We start from the raw sequence: 17,833 nt of genomic DNA, 5'->3' as shown, positions 1-17,833 counted from the left end.
CATCACCCCAGCGGGTCGGCCGGCGTCGATAGACCGTTCTCGAGGTCCTGCTCGAGCCGGGCCACCCGATTCCGGAGCTTCGAGGGTTCTGCCGTCCCGTACAGCGCCGGCACGATCTGCGGCCACCGTCGTACGAGCTGCCGGGCCGCCTCGTCCTGGATGCCGGCCTCGTACGGGGTTGCCCAGGCGTAGATCTCCCAGGCCTTCCACCGGGCGGCGATCGCGAGGAGCTGGTCGTGGTCGAGCGGGATGCCGTGCCTCTCGGCGTTCTCCCGAAGCAGGTTGAGCTTCTTCTCGAAGTCCTGGCCGAAGTAGCGGGGACGCGCTCGGTCCAGCTGCGTGTGGATCTTGCGCCGGTCGTTCCAGCCCGCAAGGCCCCTCGGCTCGAAGGGCTTCCCGAACTCCCGGAGCTCGGTAATGGCGCGGTCGAACTCGATCTGGAGTGCGCCGGGCTGGATCCTGAGGGGACGCGCCGCCTTGATCAGGGCATCGTGGAACTCCGCCGCGTAGGTGAGGACGGTGTCGGCCCACGGGCTGCCGTCGAACCGCTCCTCGATGTCGGCGAGCACCTGCTGGTACTGCAGGACCATCAGGTTGCGGACGTCGTCGCGCTCGTTCGCCCACTGCGTGATCTCCCGGGCTGCGCGCGTCGTCAACCAGCCCGGGCGGCGGCTCGACCTCCGCGCACCCTCCTTCGCATCGAGGTCCATCTCCACGATTCGCTCCGCGATGGTCGCAATCGTGTGCGCCTGCGACGCGAGAACGCCTGCGGCGGGAGCGGTCACGGCCTCGACGAGCTCGTGCAGGGCCCCGATCGCCGTGGTTGCGTAGATGTGCACCGCACCGTCGCGGACGACGTGGGTGGCGTCCGGGCCGATGCCGAGAGCGTGGTCGACCAGCCCCTCGCGGGCATCCTCCGACAACTGGTGCAGCACGACCGGAGGCAGGGTTCCCCACCCCGGCCCGGGCGACTCCCCACGGAGCAACGCGATGGCCGCCACCACCATGGCGCGGAGCTCGTTGTACGGGCCGAGGGCCAGCTCGACCGGCGGCGTCCGGCGCATCGCCTCGTCGAGCTCATCGGCCCACCAGCGCCGCTGCCGCTCCGAGACCGGGTCGTCGTCGAGCATCAGGCGCGTGAGCTCGTCGATGCCGGCGCTGCCGTGCGGCTTGCGCGTGCCGCCGACGCCGCTCGTTGTCGGGGCCGACTGCCCTCCGGTCGACGGCCCGCTCTGTGCTGCGGGCGTGCCGCCCGAACCCGGGGCGGACGGGCCGACAGCCGGAGCCCCACCCTGCGGCGACACCACCGGCCCGGTCCCGCCACTCGGACCGGGGGCATGCGGGGCCGGCGCCGGGACCGTGATGGCCGCGACGGTGCGGTCGTCGGCCCGGCCGATCGTGCTCGCCGCGGCCTGCACCGAGCGGACGGCCGCGAGCGCGTCGCCCCCGGCACCGACGGCGGCGCCGAGCTCCGGCACCTGTCGCCAGAGCCCATCGGTGACGACCAGCACCGTCCCGTCGCCGGTGACCGTGCGGACGACGGTGCCGATGGTCGGCTCGAAGTCGGCGGCGAGCCAGCTCGTGAGCCGGTCGCCGATGGTGTGGTCCCGGGTGAGCGGCGTCGCCTTGCCCGTCGAGCCGGCGGGCAGCCAGTAGACCCGGGTGTTGCCGGTCCAGACGGCGAGAATCAGGTGCTCGCCCGCTGTGCCGGTCGGGACCACCGCGACCACGGTCAGCGTGGTCGCCGGTGCGTGCGTGTCGGTCGCCGTGGCGGCCACCGCCTGCTGGGCCGCGCGCATCGCCTCTCGCAGCCGCACGTCGATCGGCGTGCCCGACGAGTTCTCCAGCGACTCGATCGCCGCGTGCACGGCCGCGGCGGCGGGCCGCGCGTCGGCCGGGCCGTCGGCGAGCCCGTCTGCGACCGCGACGAACCTGATGTCGCCGTCCGCACCGATGGCCGCGGCGTCCTGGTTGCTCGACGCACCGGGCGCCGGGACGGTGGCGGCGGCGATACCGTCGGCGATCCAGCCGGTCTCGTCCATCGGCATGTCGGCGGATCGGGGAACCTCCTGCCCCGCGGCGCTCACGACGGAGGCGTCCGGGCTGATCGCGACCAGCGAAGCCAGCTCCAGCGCCAGCTCCCAGGCCCTGCCGTGCTTCTTCCAGTTCCCGCGGGGCCGCCACGCAATCGTCTCGATCACCAGGGCGCTGACGGCGACGTGCTCGTCGAGCACCTGCTCAGCCGCGCGGATGGCCTCGGGATCGGTCGGGCGTGCCCGCAGATCACGAAGCGCCTTCTCGAGCTTCGCCAGCAGTTGCGTCAGGAGCGCGCCGGCCTCCGCTGTGGGGTCGCTGCCGCGTTCGTGCTGCAGCACCCGCTCGATCCGGTCCAGCTCGCGGAAGTACACGTGCGGGTAGATGTCGTGGCGTTCCATGGCGGCCGCGTACTGGTCCCTCGCCGCTGCCAGCCTCCCCAGCGCCACGGCGAGATCAGCGCTCGCCTCCCGGACCAGCCGCGATCCGCGCCCCTCGTTCCGGCCTGCCCGTGCGAGCCGCGCCTTGGCCGCCCGGACCGCGTTCCACTGCTCCTCGACGAGTTCCGCCCAGAGCCGTTCGACCGACCCGAGATCACCCACGTACTGGCCACGCCCGATCCGGGCGGCGTCGACGGCCCCGTGGCGCGGCCGGGTGACCAGCGCGTGCAGGCGGTTGCGGAGGCCCGCCAGCTCGTAGAGGTGGCCGTCGCGGTGGTGACGCAGCACGCGGTTGCCCTCGTCGAGCACGTCCCGGAGCACCTGGCCGGCCAGCTTCACCTTCTTCCGCTTGCGCGTGCCGGACACGAGCGACTCGAGGTGTGCCTGCAGTTCGACGGGCGCGGTGAGGAGCGCGTGGCGCAGCCGCGGATCGGCGTCCTGCCAGGCCACGAGCAGCCAGCGCTCGGCTCGGTAGCCCTCCGCCGGCCCACCGATCAGCAGGCCCGCCTCGACGAGAACGGTGAGCGCGGCCTGCCACTGGCGGGCGGTCCGCCCGCCGATCCCGTCCAGTTCGGCGGGTGTGACGGGCAGCGGCGCGGCGGCGACCCACATGAGCAGGCGCAGCAACGTGGTCTCGCCGATCAGCGCTGCGCCCGACGAACGGATGGCGTTCAGCCGCTCCGTGAGATGCGCACGCGCCGTCCTCCGGGAAGAGCGGCTCAGCCGCTGCTCGTTCGCGAACAGGGCCGTGCTGCGGAGCAGCACGAGGACCTTGCGGTGCTCGTCCAGCGTCGACAAGTTCCGGTCGTCGATGCTCTTCAACCGCTGGTCGAGGCGGTTGATGGTGGCCGTCAGCGGGTCGGGATCGGTCTCGCGCTGCAGGTCGCGGGCCTCGGCCTGCTCGATCCGCTGGATCTGTTCCAGCAGCTCGTCCAGCCGCGGATGCCGGTGCCCGAGCGCGCGGCGCAGATCGAGCAGCAGCAGGTGGAAGAGCCGGTGGTACTCGCTGCGGAGATCGTCGCTCTCCTTGATCGCCGAGTGCGTCCGGGCGCCCCATCCGGCGTCGCCCGCCGCGATCAGCCGCTGGACGTCCGGGTGCGACCGGAGCCGCTCGACGATCTCCACGAGCAGCTCGTGCAGTTCACCTCCGAGGCCCGGAGCCTTGAGCGCCTGCTCGATCGTCAGCACCAGATGCGCGACCGTCACCGCGTGCTGCTCGGCCCGCTGCGTGGCCAGCGCTGCGAGGCGCTCCCGGATGTCCTCGATGTGCGCCGACCGGTACGCGCTCATCCACGCGGCGACGAGCGTGACGAGATCGTCGATGTTCGGACGCAGGTTCTCGCCGACCAGTTCGACGAGCGCGGCCCGCTGTTCCGGGGTGAGTTCGCCGAGTTCGACGTCGGTCGGGATCCCCAGTTCGGCCAGTGCGGCGCGCACCGCTGCCTCGGCAGGTGTCCGCTCGTGCCACGGCAGCTGCACCTGCCGGCGGAACGGCTTGCGGATCGACCGCGAGGACTTCGATCCGTATCCGCCGCTCAGCTGGTCACGGCGGTCGCGCCGCCGGTTGATCATGATGACCAGCCATGCCGCAGACCCGGCGACCAGCACCTCGTAGAGGAGGGTCGAAGCCCTGACCGGCATGGCGATCACGGCGATCATCACGCTGTTGATCAGCGGATCCAGCCGCCAGCGCACCACCCTCCAGTCGAACGACATGGCGAAGGTCCAGTCGAGCAGGCTGCGGGTGAGCGCGCGGCGCTCGTGAGCGCTGCTCGACGACAGCTCCCGGTGCTCCTTGGTGGCGACGCGGTGCGCCCGCCACTGCGCGAAGGCCGCGATGATCTGGTCGCCGAGCATTCCGAGCAGGTAGGCGGCCAGCCCGGCAGCCGCCACCCTGAAGAACGGGACCGTGCCATCGGTCATCTCTCCGATGCCGATCCAGCGTCCGAGCAGAGAGGTGAGCATCGCCGACACCCCGGCGGCCGCCGCGGCCAGTACCCGGCCACGGCCCGTCGTCTTCCGCTGGAACCCGGAAACGGCGATGCCCGCGAGGACCGCGACGGCCACCGCGACCACCCGCTCCGTGAGCCCGGCGGCCCCGACGAAGAACAGGTACCCGAGCGTCGCGACCGTCACGGCAGCGGCCGACCCCCACGAGTCGCGCCTCGGGTGCACCTCGTAGCCCTCCGCCCGGCGCGCCGCGGATCGCTGCTGCACCGCGCGGTACACCAGCAGCACGGTCACCGCTCCGGCGAGCAGCCGGGCGGAGAGCGGGAACTGGTCAGCGAGGTGCTGGAGGGTGGTGAGCCAGCCGTGCTCCCCGGTGGCGGTGCGCAGCCGGCCGCCGAGGAATCCGTGGAACAGGCCGACGAACGCCGAGCCGGCAGCGACCACGGCGGTCACCAGCACTGCCGGCGGGCCGCGGATCGGGTGCAGGCGGCTGCTCACGGCGATCGCGGCGAGGCCGAGGGCACCGGTGAGCACCCCCGGCCAGCCGGTGATCGCGGCACCGCCGCCGAGCAGCATGGCGCCGATGGCCAACCCGGTCCGACCGATCTGCGGGCCGTACTGGTCCAGCGCCACGACCAGCCGCCTCCCCGGCCGGAACTGCGCGATGCGGACGCCGATCCGCACGATCCGGGTCTGCGGGAGGTTCTGGGTCGCGCGCAGCACCCGCACGACGCGGCCCGGCCGGACGGTGCCGTCGGCGCGCACCGAGCGGACCGGGCGGATCCCGGCCGCGGCGACCGTGGCCACCGCCGCCCGCACCGCGTCGCGGAGAGCGCCCTGCACCGCAGCGAGCGCGCGCAGGCCGGAACGAGCCGCCGCCAGCTCCGGCACCGTCGACCCCAACGTCGTGAGCGTTTCCCGCAGCGCGTCTGCTGAGCCGGCCGCCGGCGGCGCGACCGGGACGATCCCGTCGACGATCGCCGCCACCATTGCGCTGCCGAGACCGCTGAGCCGGCCCACCTCGGCGATGGAGGACTGCTGCACGAACCAGGCGATCCAGCCACGCTGCCGTGCGGAAAGGCGCGCGACGACGAGCCGGCGCGTCCGCTCGGTCGAGATGAGCATCCGCACCACGAGCGAGACGCGACGCAGCACGGCGCCGAGCTGCCGCACGGCCGTGGCGGCGCGCTTCCACACGGCTGCGGGCTTCGCCGCCGACCGAACGAGATCGGCGGCGGCCACCGGGTCGTCCGTGCGCGGCAACAGCTGATCCATGATCGCGGTCCGCAGGTCGGCGGGCGCGGCGTCCAGCGCGGCCCGGATCAGATCCGACAGCCGGTACCCGGGCCCGTCGCGCTCCAGCACGCCGGTCTCGACGAGCTGGTCCAACACCCTCGCGACCTCGTCCGCGGGCCGCTGCGTGGCCGCGGCGATCTCGTCGACGTCCATGCCGGCGGTCCCGCCCTCGTACACGGCCTGCAGCACGCTGCCCGCTGCACCGGGCCCAGCACCGGTGGGCCGCCCGGCGGCGGTGACCAGAGGGTGCGGGCGGTTGCGCAGGACGCGAACGACGCCGAACATCGCGGCCACCAGCGCAGCGACACCGGCGATGACACCGCCGATCCACGCCAGCGGCCGCCAGTCGACGTGCGACCCGGTGCCCGAGTTCGTCGGCAGCGGGGTTCCGGTCGCGGGCGTGCTCGGACGGATCGTCGGCTTCTGGGTCGGCTTCTGGGTCGGCTTCTGGGTCGGCTCCTGTGACGCGCCCGGGATGACGAGGCGCTGGCCGATCCCGATGACATCGGGATCCGCGACGGTGGACCGGTTCTGCCTGGCCAGCACCGTCCAGCCACCGGGCAGGTCGAACCGGGCGGCGATGACCCAGATCGAGTCGCCTTGGCGCACCCGCCACGTCCCGTCCCAGGAAGCCGGGATGTTCAGCTCCTCACCGGCAGCCAGCCGGTTCCAGTCGGCGCGGCTCGGCCACACGTGCGGGTTGGCAGCCGCCAGCTCCTCCGGCGTGACGCCCAGCGCGCGGGCCAGCCCGAACAGCGTGTCGCCGCGCTCGACGTGCAGCTCCGACACCGTGGTCGTACCGGCGGCGTCCTCGGTCCCGAGGATCCCGAAGCCGAGCGTGGTCGCGGCGAGCAGCAGCACGACACCGGACGCCCCGGTCACCCGCCGCGCGAGCCTCGGCACAGCGGCCACGAGCCGGGTAGCGACCGCCCGGCCGATGCGGACGATCTGCTGCCACACCCGCGGTGGCCCGCGGACCCGTACGTCGGATCCGGCGTGCCGGAGCACGACAACGACCGCCGCCGCCACCGCTCCCAGCGCACCGACCACCAGGGCGGCCGGCCAGCCCAAGATCGCGACGGCGACCCCTGCGCCGGGCACCAGCACGGCCGTCAGCGCCGCGACCAGAGGCGACGTCGCGCCCCGCTCGTCCCGGATCGGAGTGGTGCGGTCGGTCTGGTCGAACTCCCGCCGGAGGTAGCCGGAGTACCGCTCGTTCTCGATCGGTCGCGCCCGGACCTCGAAGTACCGGAACTGTCCTGCGTCGATCGCCGCCTGGATCTCGTCGGCCAGCACGCGCTCGTCGCCGCCGCGAGCGCGCATCTCCTCCAGCTTGCGCAGCACGTACCGGGGGTGGCCCTGCTCGTAGCGCAGAAGATCCCCATCCGGGCCGAAGCTGCTGCCACGCCTGCTCGAAGGCGCCTTCTCCTCCATGATCCAGATCTCGGCGGTGCCGTCGGGCCTGGTCACGCGCAGAATCCGATCGAACCGGCCCGTGCCGGCGCGGGTGTCGTCGACGCTCAGATCGCGGAGGACCTCCTCGATCCGGTAGCCGCGCGGCCCGTACTCCCGCTGCAGGTCCTCCACTGCGTGCTCGCCCGCGATCGTGCCCAGCGCCTCGCCGACGTTGGTGCGCGTGTGCTCGCCGCGCACGGCGAGCTCGCGGTTGCCTGCCGCCCACCACTCCGCGATCTTCCCGCTGAGCCACCCGCGGCCTGCGGACACCAGGTCGGCGATCTCCCGCCACGGGCCGCTGAGCGTGTGGTGGTCCCCGGCCACGGGCTTCCCCGGCACGAACCGGGCAGGCCCCGGCACGTCGGCGGCCCGCACCCGACCCTGACCGGCGGGCACCAGCTGCGGGTGCAGGTCGTCGTCGGCCCGGCCGTCACGCCGGCGGATGTGGACCGTCCCGTCGCGGCGGTAATGGCGGTAGTTCTCCCCGAACCACGGGCCCAGGTCCGACTCTGCGACCGACTCGCCGGCGGCGAGGCGCTGCATCGCCCGCCGCCAAGTGCCGACCGGGGTCATGTCGGGCAGCGCCGGGAGCCGGTCGTGCGGCAGCCGCTGCCCCTCGGGGAGCCGGGCGTTGCGCAGCTCGGCGAGCTCGTGCCGACCCAGCGCGCGCAGCGCGTCCTTCCCGAGGACCCCGGCGCGCAGCGCATCCATGGTCCGGGCGTCGACGACGATCAGCCCGGTCGCACCGTCGGCGTACATCACCAGGTCGTCGACCCCGGTCCGCGCCACCTGCTCGTCCAAGTTGCGGACCACGCAGATGCCGGTGCATCCCACGTCCTCGACCTCGGCGAGCGGCACGCCGAAGAAGTAGGCGACCTCATGCGGGGTCAGCAGCTCGCTGCCGGTGACTGAGCGCAGCAGGTCCGCCATAGCGCGCAGCTGCGCAGCGGTCAGCCCGGCGCCGGACTCACGGGCCGGGCCACCGGCCGGCAGCTCGCCCCGGAGCAGCCCGAGGACGAACGTGGAGGCGGCGTCGTGTTCGTCGGTCGCCGGCTTCGGGGTCGCCGCGCGCGACTGTCCAGCAGCCACCAGGTCGGCCGCGGTCCAGGGCTCGCCGTCGGCCACCCGCTGCGTCCACGGCCGCTGCGCGTTCTGCAGCGCACCGAGCAGGTGCCGACCGAGCGCCTGGCGTTGCTCCGTCCCGATCTGTCCGGTCAGCATCGCCGTGGCCAGATCGGCGTCGAGGTGGATCCGCCCGGAGCTGGCGTCGACGTAGGCGATCACGCCGTCGTCGGCCTCCGTGCCGGACGGGCGCGAGACGATGCAGACGGCGGCGCAGGCGTCGGTCTCGGCAGGCGGCAGGTCGAACACGACCGCGGCCACCTCGGGGGGCAGCACGAGCCCGCCTGCGTCCGGCACGGGCACCGGCTGCACGGCCCCGTCTGTCCGGTCGCCGTCGACGGCGAGCCGCACCACACCGACCGGGCGCGGGGCCGCGTTCTCCTGGAGACGCACCCGCATCCAGGCATCAGCCGCCGCGGCGCTCGCCCGCGAGACCGGCCCGAAGTCCAGTACCGTCCGCTGCTCCGCCGGCAGAGCCTGCTGCCGTTGCCGTTCGGCGGCCAGGTCTGTGCGCGCGGAGTCCAGCTCGCGCTGCTGCGCCTGCGCGTACCGGGCACGCAGCTGCACACGCGCGGGGTTGTCGGCCGCGCGCCACTCGCGCCGGGACACCCCCGGAGGCGGGCTGTCGGTGGCGGTCCGCAAGATGCCCCGCCCCATCCCGCCGCGCGACCGCAGCGACAGGTCGGGAGCCGACGGGTTGAAGTCCTTGTCGCCACGCGAGACCAGCCACTTGGGTCCGATGGACTGGTAGTTCACGAACGGCGTCGTGTCGGTCGGCACGGTGTCGAGCCGGGCCGGCGACGGGAAGGCGGTCACGGCGACGGCGACGGTCTGCATGCCGGCGCGCAGGAGCAGCACCTTCGCCTGGTCACCGATCTTCTGCAGCCAGGTCCGACCCTTCGGCACCTCGGCGGACGTCCGCGCCGGCGCGGTGGCCGAGTCGATCGGGCGGCTCGCGGTCGTCCGCGAAGGGGTGTAGCCAGGAATCCTGGTCACGGTCGACCAGCGCGACGGCTCGACCGGGGCGTTGATCCGGTCGACAACCGGCCCCGGCAGAGGGTCGTTCCGCAAGCCGGGGAACGTTCCTGGGGTCGACGCCCCGCCCGGAGCGGACTTGATGATCTTGATCTTCGGCGACGCCGGCCGGCCCGGACGCGGGGGATCGCCGATCCGCACGGGTCGATCGACCCTGCCGACGAGCCCGCGACGATCGACCGCCACGGTGACGCGATAGCGCCCGCCCTTCCAGTCCAGCTCGTAGTCGGCGCGGGTACCGCGCTTCGTGCGCAGTGACCGGACGACGGTGCCCTCGGTGACGGCCGTCATGACGAAGTCGGTCACGTCCTCCTGCGGCACCCCCACATCGCGGAAGTCCTCGCCCCGGTCGGTGAGGACCCGCTGCTGCCCGTGCGCGTCCATCCCGACCGCGCCGCCGTCGCGGCCGGGGCGGACATCGACGACCCTCGAGTCGACCCGCCCCTGTGCCTTCAGCTCGGCAGTCAGGTCGGTCCGGTCGGCCGCGTCGGAGGGTGCCCGCTCCCGGGGTGGGCCGCGGAGGACCGGCTTACCCGGATGGGCCAGCACGCCGGTGCCGGCCACGTCCAGCGCCAGCAACGAGCACCCTCCGACGTGCCCGCCCACGCAGGCCGGCCCGTTCTCGAACGTGTTGGTCAAGCCGCGCCCGGCGAGGACGTCGAACGCGAGCAGACCGGCGTGTGCCCCGGCCAGCGCGCACGATGTCCGCCCGTCACACGCCCTCACCTGGTGGTAGGCCTCGGCGGCGTTGTCGACGGTGTGGGCGTAGAACCCGGCGCGCAGCGGCGGGATCACGTTGACCACCCGGAAGACCGGATCCACCACGGTGCCCAGGGCGGCCGCACCCGCGGTCAGCATGTTGCCGGCGCCACGGCCGCCCCGCAGCAACTGCGTGCCGAGCCAACGTCCCCCTCCCGCGACACGCACCACGGCGGTGGAACCCACGCGCACCGCTGGGCCGACGACCCGCTGCACCGCCGCCGCACCGGTGGCGAGCCGGGTGAACGCCGCCGTGCCCCGCACGCCGGCCGCGAGCGCACCACCCCTCGCGAGCGCGGACCCGGCCAACCGGGACGCCGCCGCCTTCTCGGAGAGCGCGACCGTCATGCGACCGAGGCCGGAGGCCGCGGTCGCCCCGCCGCGGACACCGAGTTTGAGCGCCTTGGCGCCCAACTTGCCGACGAATCCGATGCCCTTCCCGACGGGCAGCACCGAAACAAGCCCGAGCGCCGCGTCCCGGGTGGCTCGCCCGCAGTTCGTGCCGGCCGTGCGGCAGTCGTTGCCGTACTCGTAGACGTTGGTGCCGGTCAGGGTCGCGGCGTCCAGCGCGATGCTGCCGGCGCCGAGCGCGCCCGTCTTGATCCGGGTTCCGAGCGGGACCCCATCGGCCGTGACGTCCGCGTAGAGGTGCTTGCTGTTTCGCACCAACCGCTCGTATCCGCGCTCGATGCGGGGCGTGTACACCTGGTAGCGGACCCCGTCCACGACGGCGGCGTAGCTCTGGTCCATGCCGCCCATCGCGGAGGTGACATCGACGAGAGTCTGGTGGTCGGACGGCATCGCGACCTGCAGCATCGGGTCCTCGACCGGCTTCCCGTCTTCCATCCGCGGGGAGCGGAGCTTCGCGGGGTACACGGCGTCGCCGCTGGACAACGTGCCGCTGATGACGTGCCGGCCCTGGTCGTCCACCGCGATCACGGGGTGCCAGTCAGTGCCCGAGTCGGTGCCGATGATGTGCCCGTCGCGGACCATGTCGGGGCGGAAGACCACGTTGCCGCCACGCCGGTTGTTCGGGTCGCCGTTGGTGTAGGTCCCCTCGGTGTTCGCGACCCGCAGGTACCCGCGTTCCTCGGCGACACCGTGGGCGCCGAACACCGTGTTCGTCCCGACGTCGGTTACCACGGCCGGGACCTCTTCGGTGATGGTCGTCCGACGCGGCACGAGGCCCCAGTCGTAGGTGGTCCGGGTGGAGGTGCGGATGCCGTGCTGGTCGTCGTGGACGTCCCAGCGAACCTTGGAGCCGTCCGGGTAGGTGTCGACGAACGACAGGTTCCGCCGGTCGTCGCCGCCCAGGTACTGGCGATCACCTGCCGGTAGGCGGAGCACCCGGACCGGCACCGCCCGGTGCGGCTGGAGCCGCACCTCGCCGCCGTCGAGCGAGCCGCCGAGGTAAGCGCCCTGGGTGGCGTCGTAGGCGGTGGTGAGGCGGCGGGAGCCGTCCGGGTTCAACACCGTCGTCACGGACCCGGACCTCGGGTTGTTCTGCGCCAACGGCGTGACGGAGAGCTTGATCTCCTTGGTCGTGTCCCAGGCGACCCCGTCGGGGTCGCCCAGGGCTCGCGCGGAGATGCACGTGCTGGAGTTGGAGCCCCCCTTCGCGCTGCAGGATGCCGCGAGCTCGTTCTGCCAACCCTTGTCGTAGGTCATCGGCAACGAGCGCGGCAGGGTCGTGCCCTGCTCGACATCGGTGCAGACGGCCGTCCTGGTGCACTGCGTGTACGTCTTGAGCGGGTTCTCGACCTTGAAGCCGAAGAGCGTGCGCGGATCACCGACCGGCTTGCCGCCTGCGAACGACTGGCAGTGGAACTCCGGCCCGGCGTAGCGGCCGCAGGACTCGCCGTTGCCACCCTTCGGCAGCGGCAGCGCCGCCTTCGGCGCGAGGCCTGCGTGCAGGCTGATGATCTTCTTGCCGTCGCGCACCTGCATCTCGTCGCCGCCGACGGACATCGCGAGCATCCGGCCGCAGGCGCCGCCGATGCCACCGGTGCACGCCTTCTGGAGGGAGAAGATGTCGTTCGTGTCGTACTTCTCGATCTTGCCGACCTGCTTGCCGGTGCCGTCGGAGTTGACGCAGGTGCGGATCGATCCGGACGTGCCGCAGGTCGTCCGCCCGACGACGATCGACGGTGGCGGCAGCGACTCCTTGTCCGTCTTGATGATCTTCGGTGCGGTCCGGCTGATCACCACGGTGGTCGCGGTGCTGGTCAGTTGGTCCTGCGGGCGCCGCTCGATCGTCCCGTACTGGACCTTCGTCTTCCCGGTCTTCGCGTCCTTGCCCTGAACGCGGCTGTTGTAGTCGCCACCCGCCTTGCCCATGTAGTACTCGGCCTCGCGCCGTTGGTCGGCGTTGCCGGTCCGCCGTTCGAACCGCAGTTCCCGACGGGTGTGGTCGTTGAGCTCGTAGCTGGTCTTCTTCCCGTTGCCGTACTCGGTGCACGAGGACGCGCCCGCCTGGTTCGCCGCCCCGCAGTCGACGACCGACGTGCGCGTGGTGTCCTCACCGCTGCCGGAGCCGCGCGGCGCCTGCTTCACCTTCTTCTTCGTGACGACCCGGTAGACGATGATCGGCTTGACGTGCTGGTTCTTCGCCGTGCTGCAGTTGCGCGCCCCGGAGCAGGACGCCTGCGCCTGCGCGTAGCCCTTGCCCGCGATTGCCACGGCAGTGGTGACGACGCCGCCGCTGCCCTGGCCACCGCCGCCGGAGCCGTCGGAGCGGGCCCACGCCCAGCTGCCGTGCGAGGCCGCGTAGTCCTCGGCGTGCGCGCCGTAGCTGTGGCGGCAGTTCCGCGCTCCCGTGCACGAGGCCGCGGCGAACGCGTAGCCGGGGCCGGCCTGCGCCTGCGCGCTCACCACCACTCCACCCGAGCCCACGCGGCCGCCGCCCGAACCGTGCGCCTTCGCCCACGCCGTGTTGGCGCCGAACCGGGCCGATGCCTTCGCCGTCGCCGAGTAGCCGTACCGGCAGTTCGCCGCGCGGGAGCACGCAGCCGCCGCGTACGCGTAGCCCGGGCCGGCCTTGGCCTGCGCCATCACGAGGACCATGCCGGAGCCCTTGCCGCCGCGGCCGGACCCGGCGGCGTGGGCCCGTGCCGTGTTCGCGCCGTGGGAGTCACGGGCTGACGCCGAGGCGGAGTAGCTGCGGTGGCAGGTGCCGACGCCTTCGCAGACCGCCGCTGCCGCCGCGTAACCCCGGCCGGCCATCGCCTGCGCCGCGACTCCGACACCGCCGCCGCCGGTCCGGCCGCTCTTCCACCCCACTGCCTGCGCCGCGGCCTTGTTGCTGCCCTTTCGCGCCTTGTCGCCCGCGCGAGCGATGTAGGAGTAACGACAGTTCGTGCCCTTGGTGCCGTAGCAGGCAGCGGAGGCCATCGCCTGGTTGCCGGCCGCGGCCGCGAGCGCGGTCGTCAGCACGGTTCCACCGCCGACCCGACCGTTCTGGGAACCGTGGGCGAGTGCCTTCGCACCGGCCTTGCGCGCCTTCTGGCCGGATGCGCTGCTCCCCCGGTACGCGAACGTGCAGTTCGCGGTCTTGCTGCCCGCGCACGCCGCACCGGCGAGGGCCTGGCTGTAGTCCGTCTCCGCCAGCGCCGTCGTCGCGCACCAGCCCGTGCCGGCACCGGCACGGTCGCCGCACGCGGCCCGGCCGACGGCGACGTTGCCGCGGAACCGGTCGCTCACCACGCTGCGCACCGCGTAGGAGTGCCGGCACGACGCCGCCAGGCCCGTGCACCCGGCCGACGCCTGGGCTCCCTGCGGAGTCGCGCCCACCCGACCGTCGACCTTGCACGCCTTCGCCGACGTGGCGGTGCAGGAGGAGCCGGCCACCGCGATGTGCGCACCCCTGATCGCCGTCGTCGGCGCGCACGGTCCGGCGCATGCCGTCCCCTGCCGAGCCGCCGCCTCCTTCGCCGCGGCCCGCTGGGCAGCGGCCTTCTGTGCGGCGGCCTTGCGGGCGGCGGCCTTCTGCGCCGGCGACATCTTCGCGTACGCCTTGGCAGCGGCTCGCTTCTCCGCGGCGGCCGCGGCCTTCATCATCTGGGCCAGTGCGCCGCGCGTGGGGGTTGCCGTCGCCCGTCCTGTCGTGCCGACGCGGCAGCCCGCACCGGTGCAGGCACCCGTTGCCTCAGCCAGGTGGTCGGCCGCGTAGGCGCCGGTGGACGTGTCGCACGATCCGGCTCTCGCGCACGTCGCGCTGGAGATCATCTTCGCCGCGCCGACCGGGATGACGACTCCGGGCCTGCCCAGCGTGGTCGGGTTGTCGGTGCCCAGTGACGTCGAGGCGGCCTTCGTCGGGCACGAGGCCTTCGCCGCGCTGCCGCAGCTGCCGGACGAGTATGCCGACGCCACACCGAACCGGCCGGCCTCGTTCGGGGTGGCGCTCGCCGAAACCCCGGTGACGACCCCTGCCCGGCACTCGCCCCACGCCTGCTGGCAGGCGGTGGAGGCATGGGCGCGGCCGGTGGCGACCGGGTCGGTTGCGGCGGGCCTCACGGGCCGCTTCGACCCGTTGCGCACCGCGTCCATCCCGGCGGTCGCGCCGCCGTCGGGACTGGCGGCCGAGGTCGAGTCGCCGGTGACGGCGCCGTCGCAGCCGTCCGGGCAGTCGAGCGAGGAACCGGACTGTGCGGAACCCGCGACACCCGGGATCCAGGTCGCCTTGCGGCCCCGCACGTGCGGGGTGCCGAGGCCGGTGTGGAGGAGGGTGCTGGCGCCGGCGTCGGAGCCGACGCCGCAGGCGGTCTCGGCCCGGCAGCGGCCGGCGGAGTGGGAGTGGGTCTTCGCGGCGTCACCGGCGCCGCTGGTGTACGCGTCGCTGACGGTGCGGACCGCGCAGTCCGGTCCACCGCACTGGGCGTAGACCCAGGACTGGCTCGACGTCACCGGCAGCGGTGACGGAGCTGCCTTCCCGGACTTCCCGGAAGACTCGGAGTTGTCGGTGGCGCTGGCATTGCGCTCGACCAGGTAGTTCACACCGGCGCCCGCGCCGGAGCTCGACTGGATCTGGACCCGGCAGGGATCGGTGGCCGTGCAGGTACCGCGGGTGTTGGTCGTGCTGGCCGACGGGGGACCGCGCGCACCCGTGCCGCCGGGGTGCCGGTTCGCCAGCACCGGGGCGTGCGAACCGGTCGTGCGGGAGTACACGCCGCCCGTGCAGCCGTCCGGGCAGTCGGCGAGCGCGAACGAGTCCGACACGCTCGACGGGCCCGCCACCGGCGCGGAGATGGCCTGCCTGGATCCGTCGCCGGGCGCCAGCGGGGCGGGTGTCTGCTGCTCGTCCTCGTTGATCGCGCGCACCACGTCCGCGACGTCGGTGGCACCGCTGGCGATCGAACGGGACGCGCCCGAGCACGTCCCACCCGTCAGCGTGCAGCGTGCCGAGCTGTCGGAACCGCGCTTCTCGATGCCGTCCGAGCCCTTCGCCGCCGACGTCACGCCGCCGGTGCAGCCGCGCTCGCAGTTCAGGTGCGCGTTCGCGTCAGCCACGCTGGACAGCGCGAGCCGGGTGCCGGTGGATGTCTTCCCGGTCAGCAGCGCGATCGCGTCGCCGGTGGTGGAGGCCGCCGACCGCGCCTCGCCCCCGCAGGCGCCGTTCTGCAGGGAGCAGGTGACCGTGGCCGTGGTGGCCTTGGCTTGCCGGGTGCCGGCGAACGCGGCGGTCGAGCTGGTGGCGGTGCCGGTGCAGCCCTTCGGGCAGTCCAGAGCGGCGGTGGCCGTGGTGCGGCCCGCGCCCCCGCCGACCGTGGTCGACGTGCCGTTCGTGGTGGCGTCGCAGCGGCCGCCGGTCACCGTGCAGGCGACGTTGCCGCGTGCGCCGCGCGGGACGGCGCTGATCGCCGCGTCGATGGCCTGGACCTCGGTCGCCGCGGCGCCGCCGCACGTGCCCGGGCCGCCGGTGCAGTGCAGGGCCGCGTCGGCGGTCGAGACGCTGTGGTGGCCGACCGTCGTGGCGGTGTCGGTCTCGCACGTGCCACCGGCGCCGTGCACCGTGCAGCTGACGGTGCCCGAGCTGGCGCGCGTGACGTCACCGGTGGCCGACCCCGCAGTCGCGCCGGTGATGCCGACCGCGCAGGTCGTGGCGGCGCAGTCGGCGTCCGAGCCGCCCGTGCTCTTCGCGACGCCGTCGCGGGTGCCGGCCACCATGCCGGCGACGGTCGTGACGTCGGAGCCCGCCTGCGAGCGGCAGTCGCCGGAGTTGATCGTGCACTTCGACGTGGTGGTCGTGGCCCGGACGGGCACCGTCTTGCCGGCGACGGGGATCCCGCGCACGGCGCCGCGGGCCGCGGTGTCGGTGGTGCCGTGGCAGATCTCGGCGTGGCAGTCGACTCCTGCGTCGGCGGTGCTCGACAGCACGCCGTTCACGTAGCGGGCGCCGCCGGTGGCGTCGCAGGTACCACCGGAGATCCGGCAGGAGGCGGCGCCGCTGCTCACCCCGCGACCGACGCCGCGGACGCTGCAGTTGCCGTTCTCGGCGCGGCAGTCGGCGTCGGCGTTGCGGGCGTCGACGCGTCCGGTGAGCGTGCACCGGCCTTCACACGATGCCGACGTGACGTTGGCCGCGACCTTCGCCGACATGCGGGGGCCGGACGTGTCACCCGTGCACGAACCAGCGGACGTGCGGCAGCTGGTGCTGGCATCGGTGGCGGTGGCCGTGCTGCGCATCGCGCACGCGGCACCCCCGGCGCACGAACTCGACGCGGTGTTGCTGCCGAACGTGGCGGAGCTGCGACAGCCCTTCGCCGAGCCGGTGAGCGTGCACGAGACGGCGGCCTTCTGATGGCCGGAGCCGGCCGCGGCGGAGCAGCCGGCGGAGATGCCCGCGAGAGCCACGCAGCGATCCGTCTTGGTGGACCCGCCCGCCCTGCTCGCGGTGGAGCACTCGGCGATCGCGCCGGAGCGGTCGCAGCCGGCGGAGACGCCGTTCCCGTCGAGATCGTCGGGACGCCCGTCCGTGCCGCTGCCGCCGAGGATGTCCTGCAGCTTGCCGGTGTCGGCGTAGACCTGCGATCGGCGGGTGGAGTAGGCGGCGAGGTGGGCGCGGTAGGTCGCATCGCTCAGCTTGCCGGCGACGACGCGCTTGCGCTCGCCTGCGAGGGTCTTCTCAGAGGTCGTGAGGGCGCGGTGCCCGGCGACGACGTCGCCGATGAGCTTGTTCTCGTGGCGCGACAGCTTCTTGCTCTCCGCGGCGACCTTGCGCTCGAGGGCCTGCTGCGCTCGTGCATGCCGGGCGTACGCCGCGGCGTCGCCCTTGCCGGCGGCAACGTTCTTCCGCTCGATCGCGAGGGCGTCGCGGCCGCGCTGGACCGCGATCCGGTCGTCGAGGACCTTCGCGACGCGGGCCCTGCCCTCGTCGGCTCCGCCCTCGTCGGCCCCGGACGTCTGGTCCTCGGACGGCGGGCCGCGCTTGCCGGGCGGCCCCTGATCGCCCGTAGTCGCGGCACCGCACTCCTGGCCGCCCCACGAACCGTCGGCGCAGCGGTGGCCCTCCATGGTGGTCGGCCGCTCGGCGTCGTCGACCTGGTCGCGCACGCCCGCCTTGTCGAGCACCGCCTTCACCGTGGCGGCGACCTTCGGATCGCGGGTGATCTCGTCGCGCGCCTTCTCGGCCCACCGCTCGGCCCGCCGGATGAGCTCGGCGCGCTGCTTCCCGGTCGTCCCGCGGAGCCCCGCGACGATCTTCTTCGCGTCCCGCACCGCATCGGTCTCTTCATCGTTCACACCGA

At 73.6% G+C, this 17,833-nt stretch carries 1 protein-coding gene; it reads right to left on the bottom strand.

Annotation, left to right across the window (positions count from 1 at the left end):
- Positions 1–2 precede the first annotated feature (2 nt).
- A complete protein-coding gene (locus tag K1T35_RS00975) occupies positions 3–17,828 on the bottom strand; it encodes a LysM peptidoglycan-binding domain-containing protein (RefSeq protein WP_220258309.1) in 17,826 nt (5,941 codons plus the stop codon).
- Between the last annotated feature and the right edge of the window lie 5 nt (positions 17,829–17,833).

It is taken from the genome of Pseudonocardia sp. DSM 110487, from assembly GCF_019468565.1.
In the GTDB taxonomy this organism is placed as follows: Bacteria; Actinomycetota; Actinomycetes; order Mycobacteriales; family Pseudonocardiaceae; genus Pseudonocardia.
Note: the sequence above shows the minus strand (reverse complement) of the source record. Positions and strands in the feature narration are given on the sequence as shown.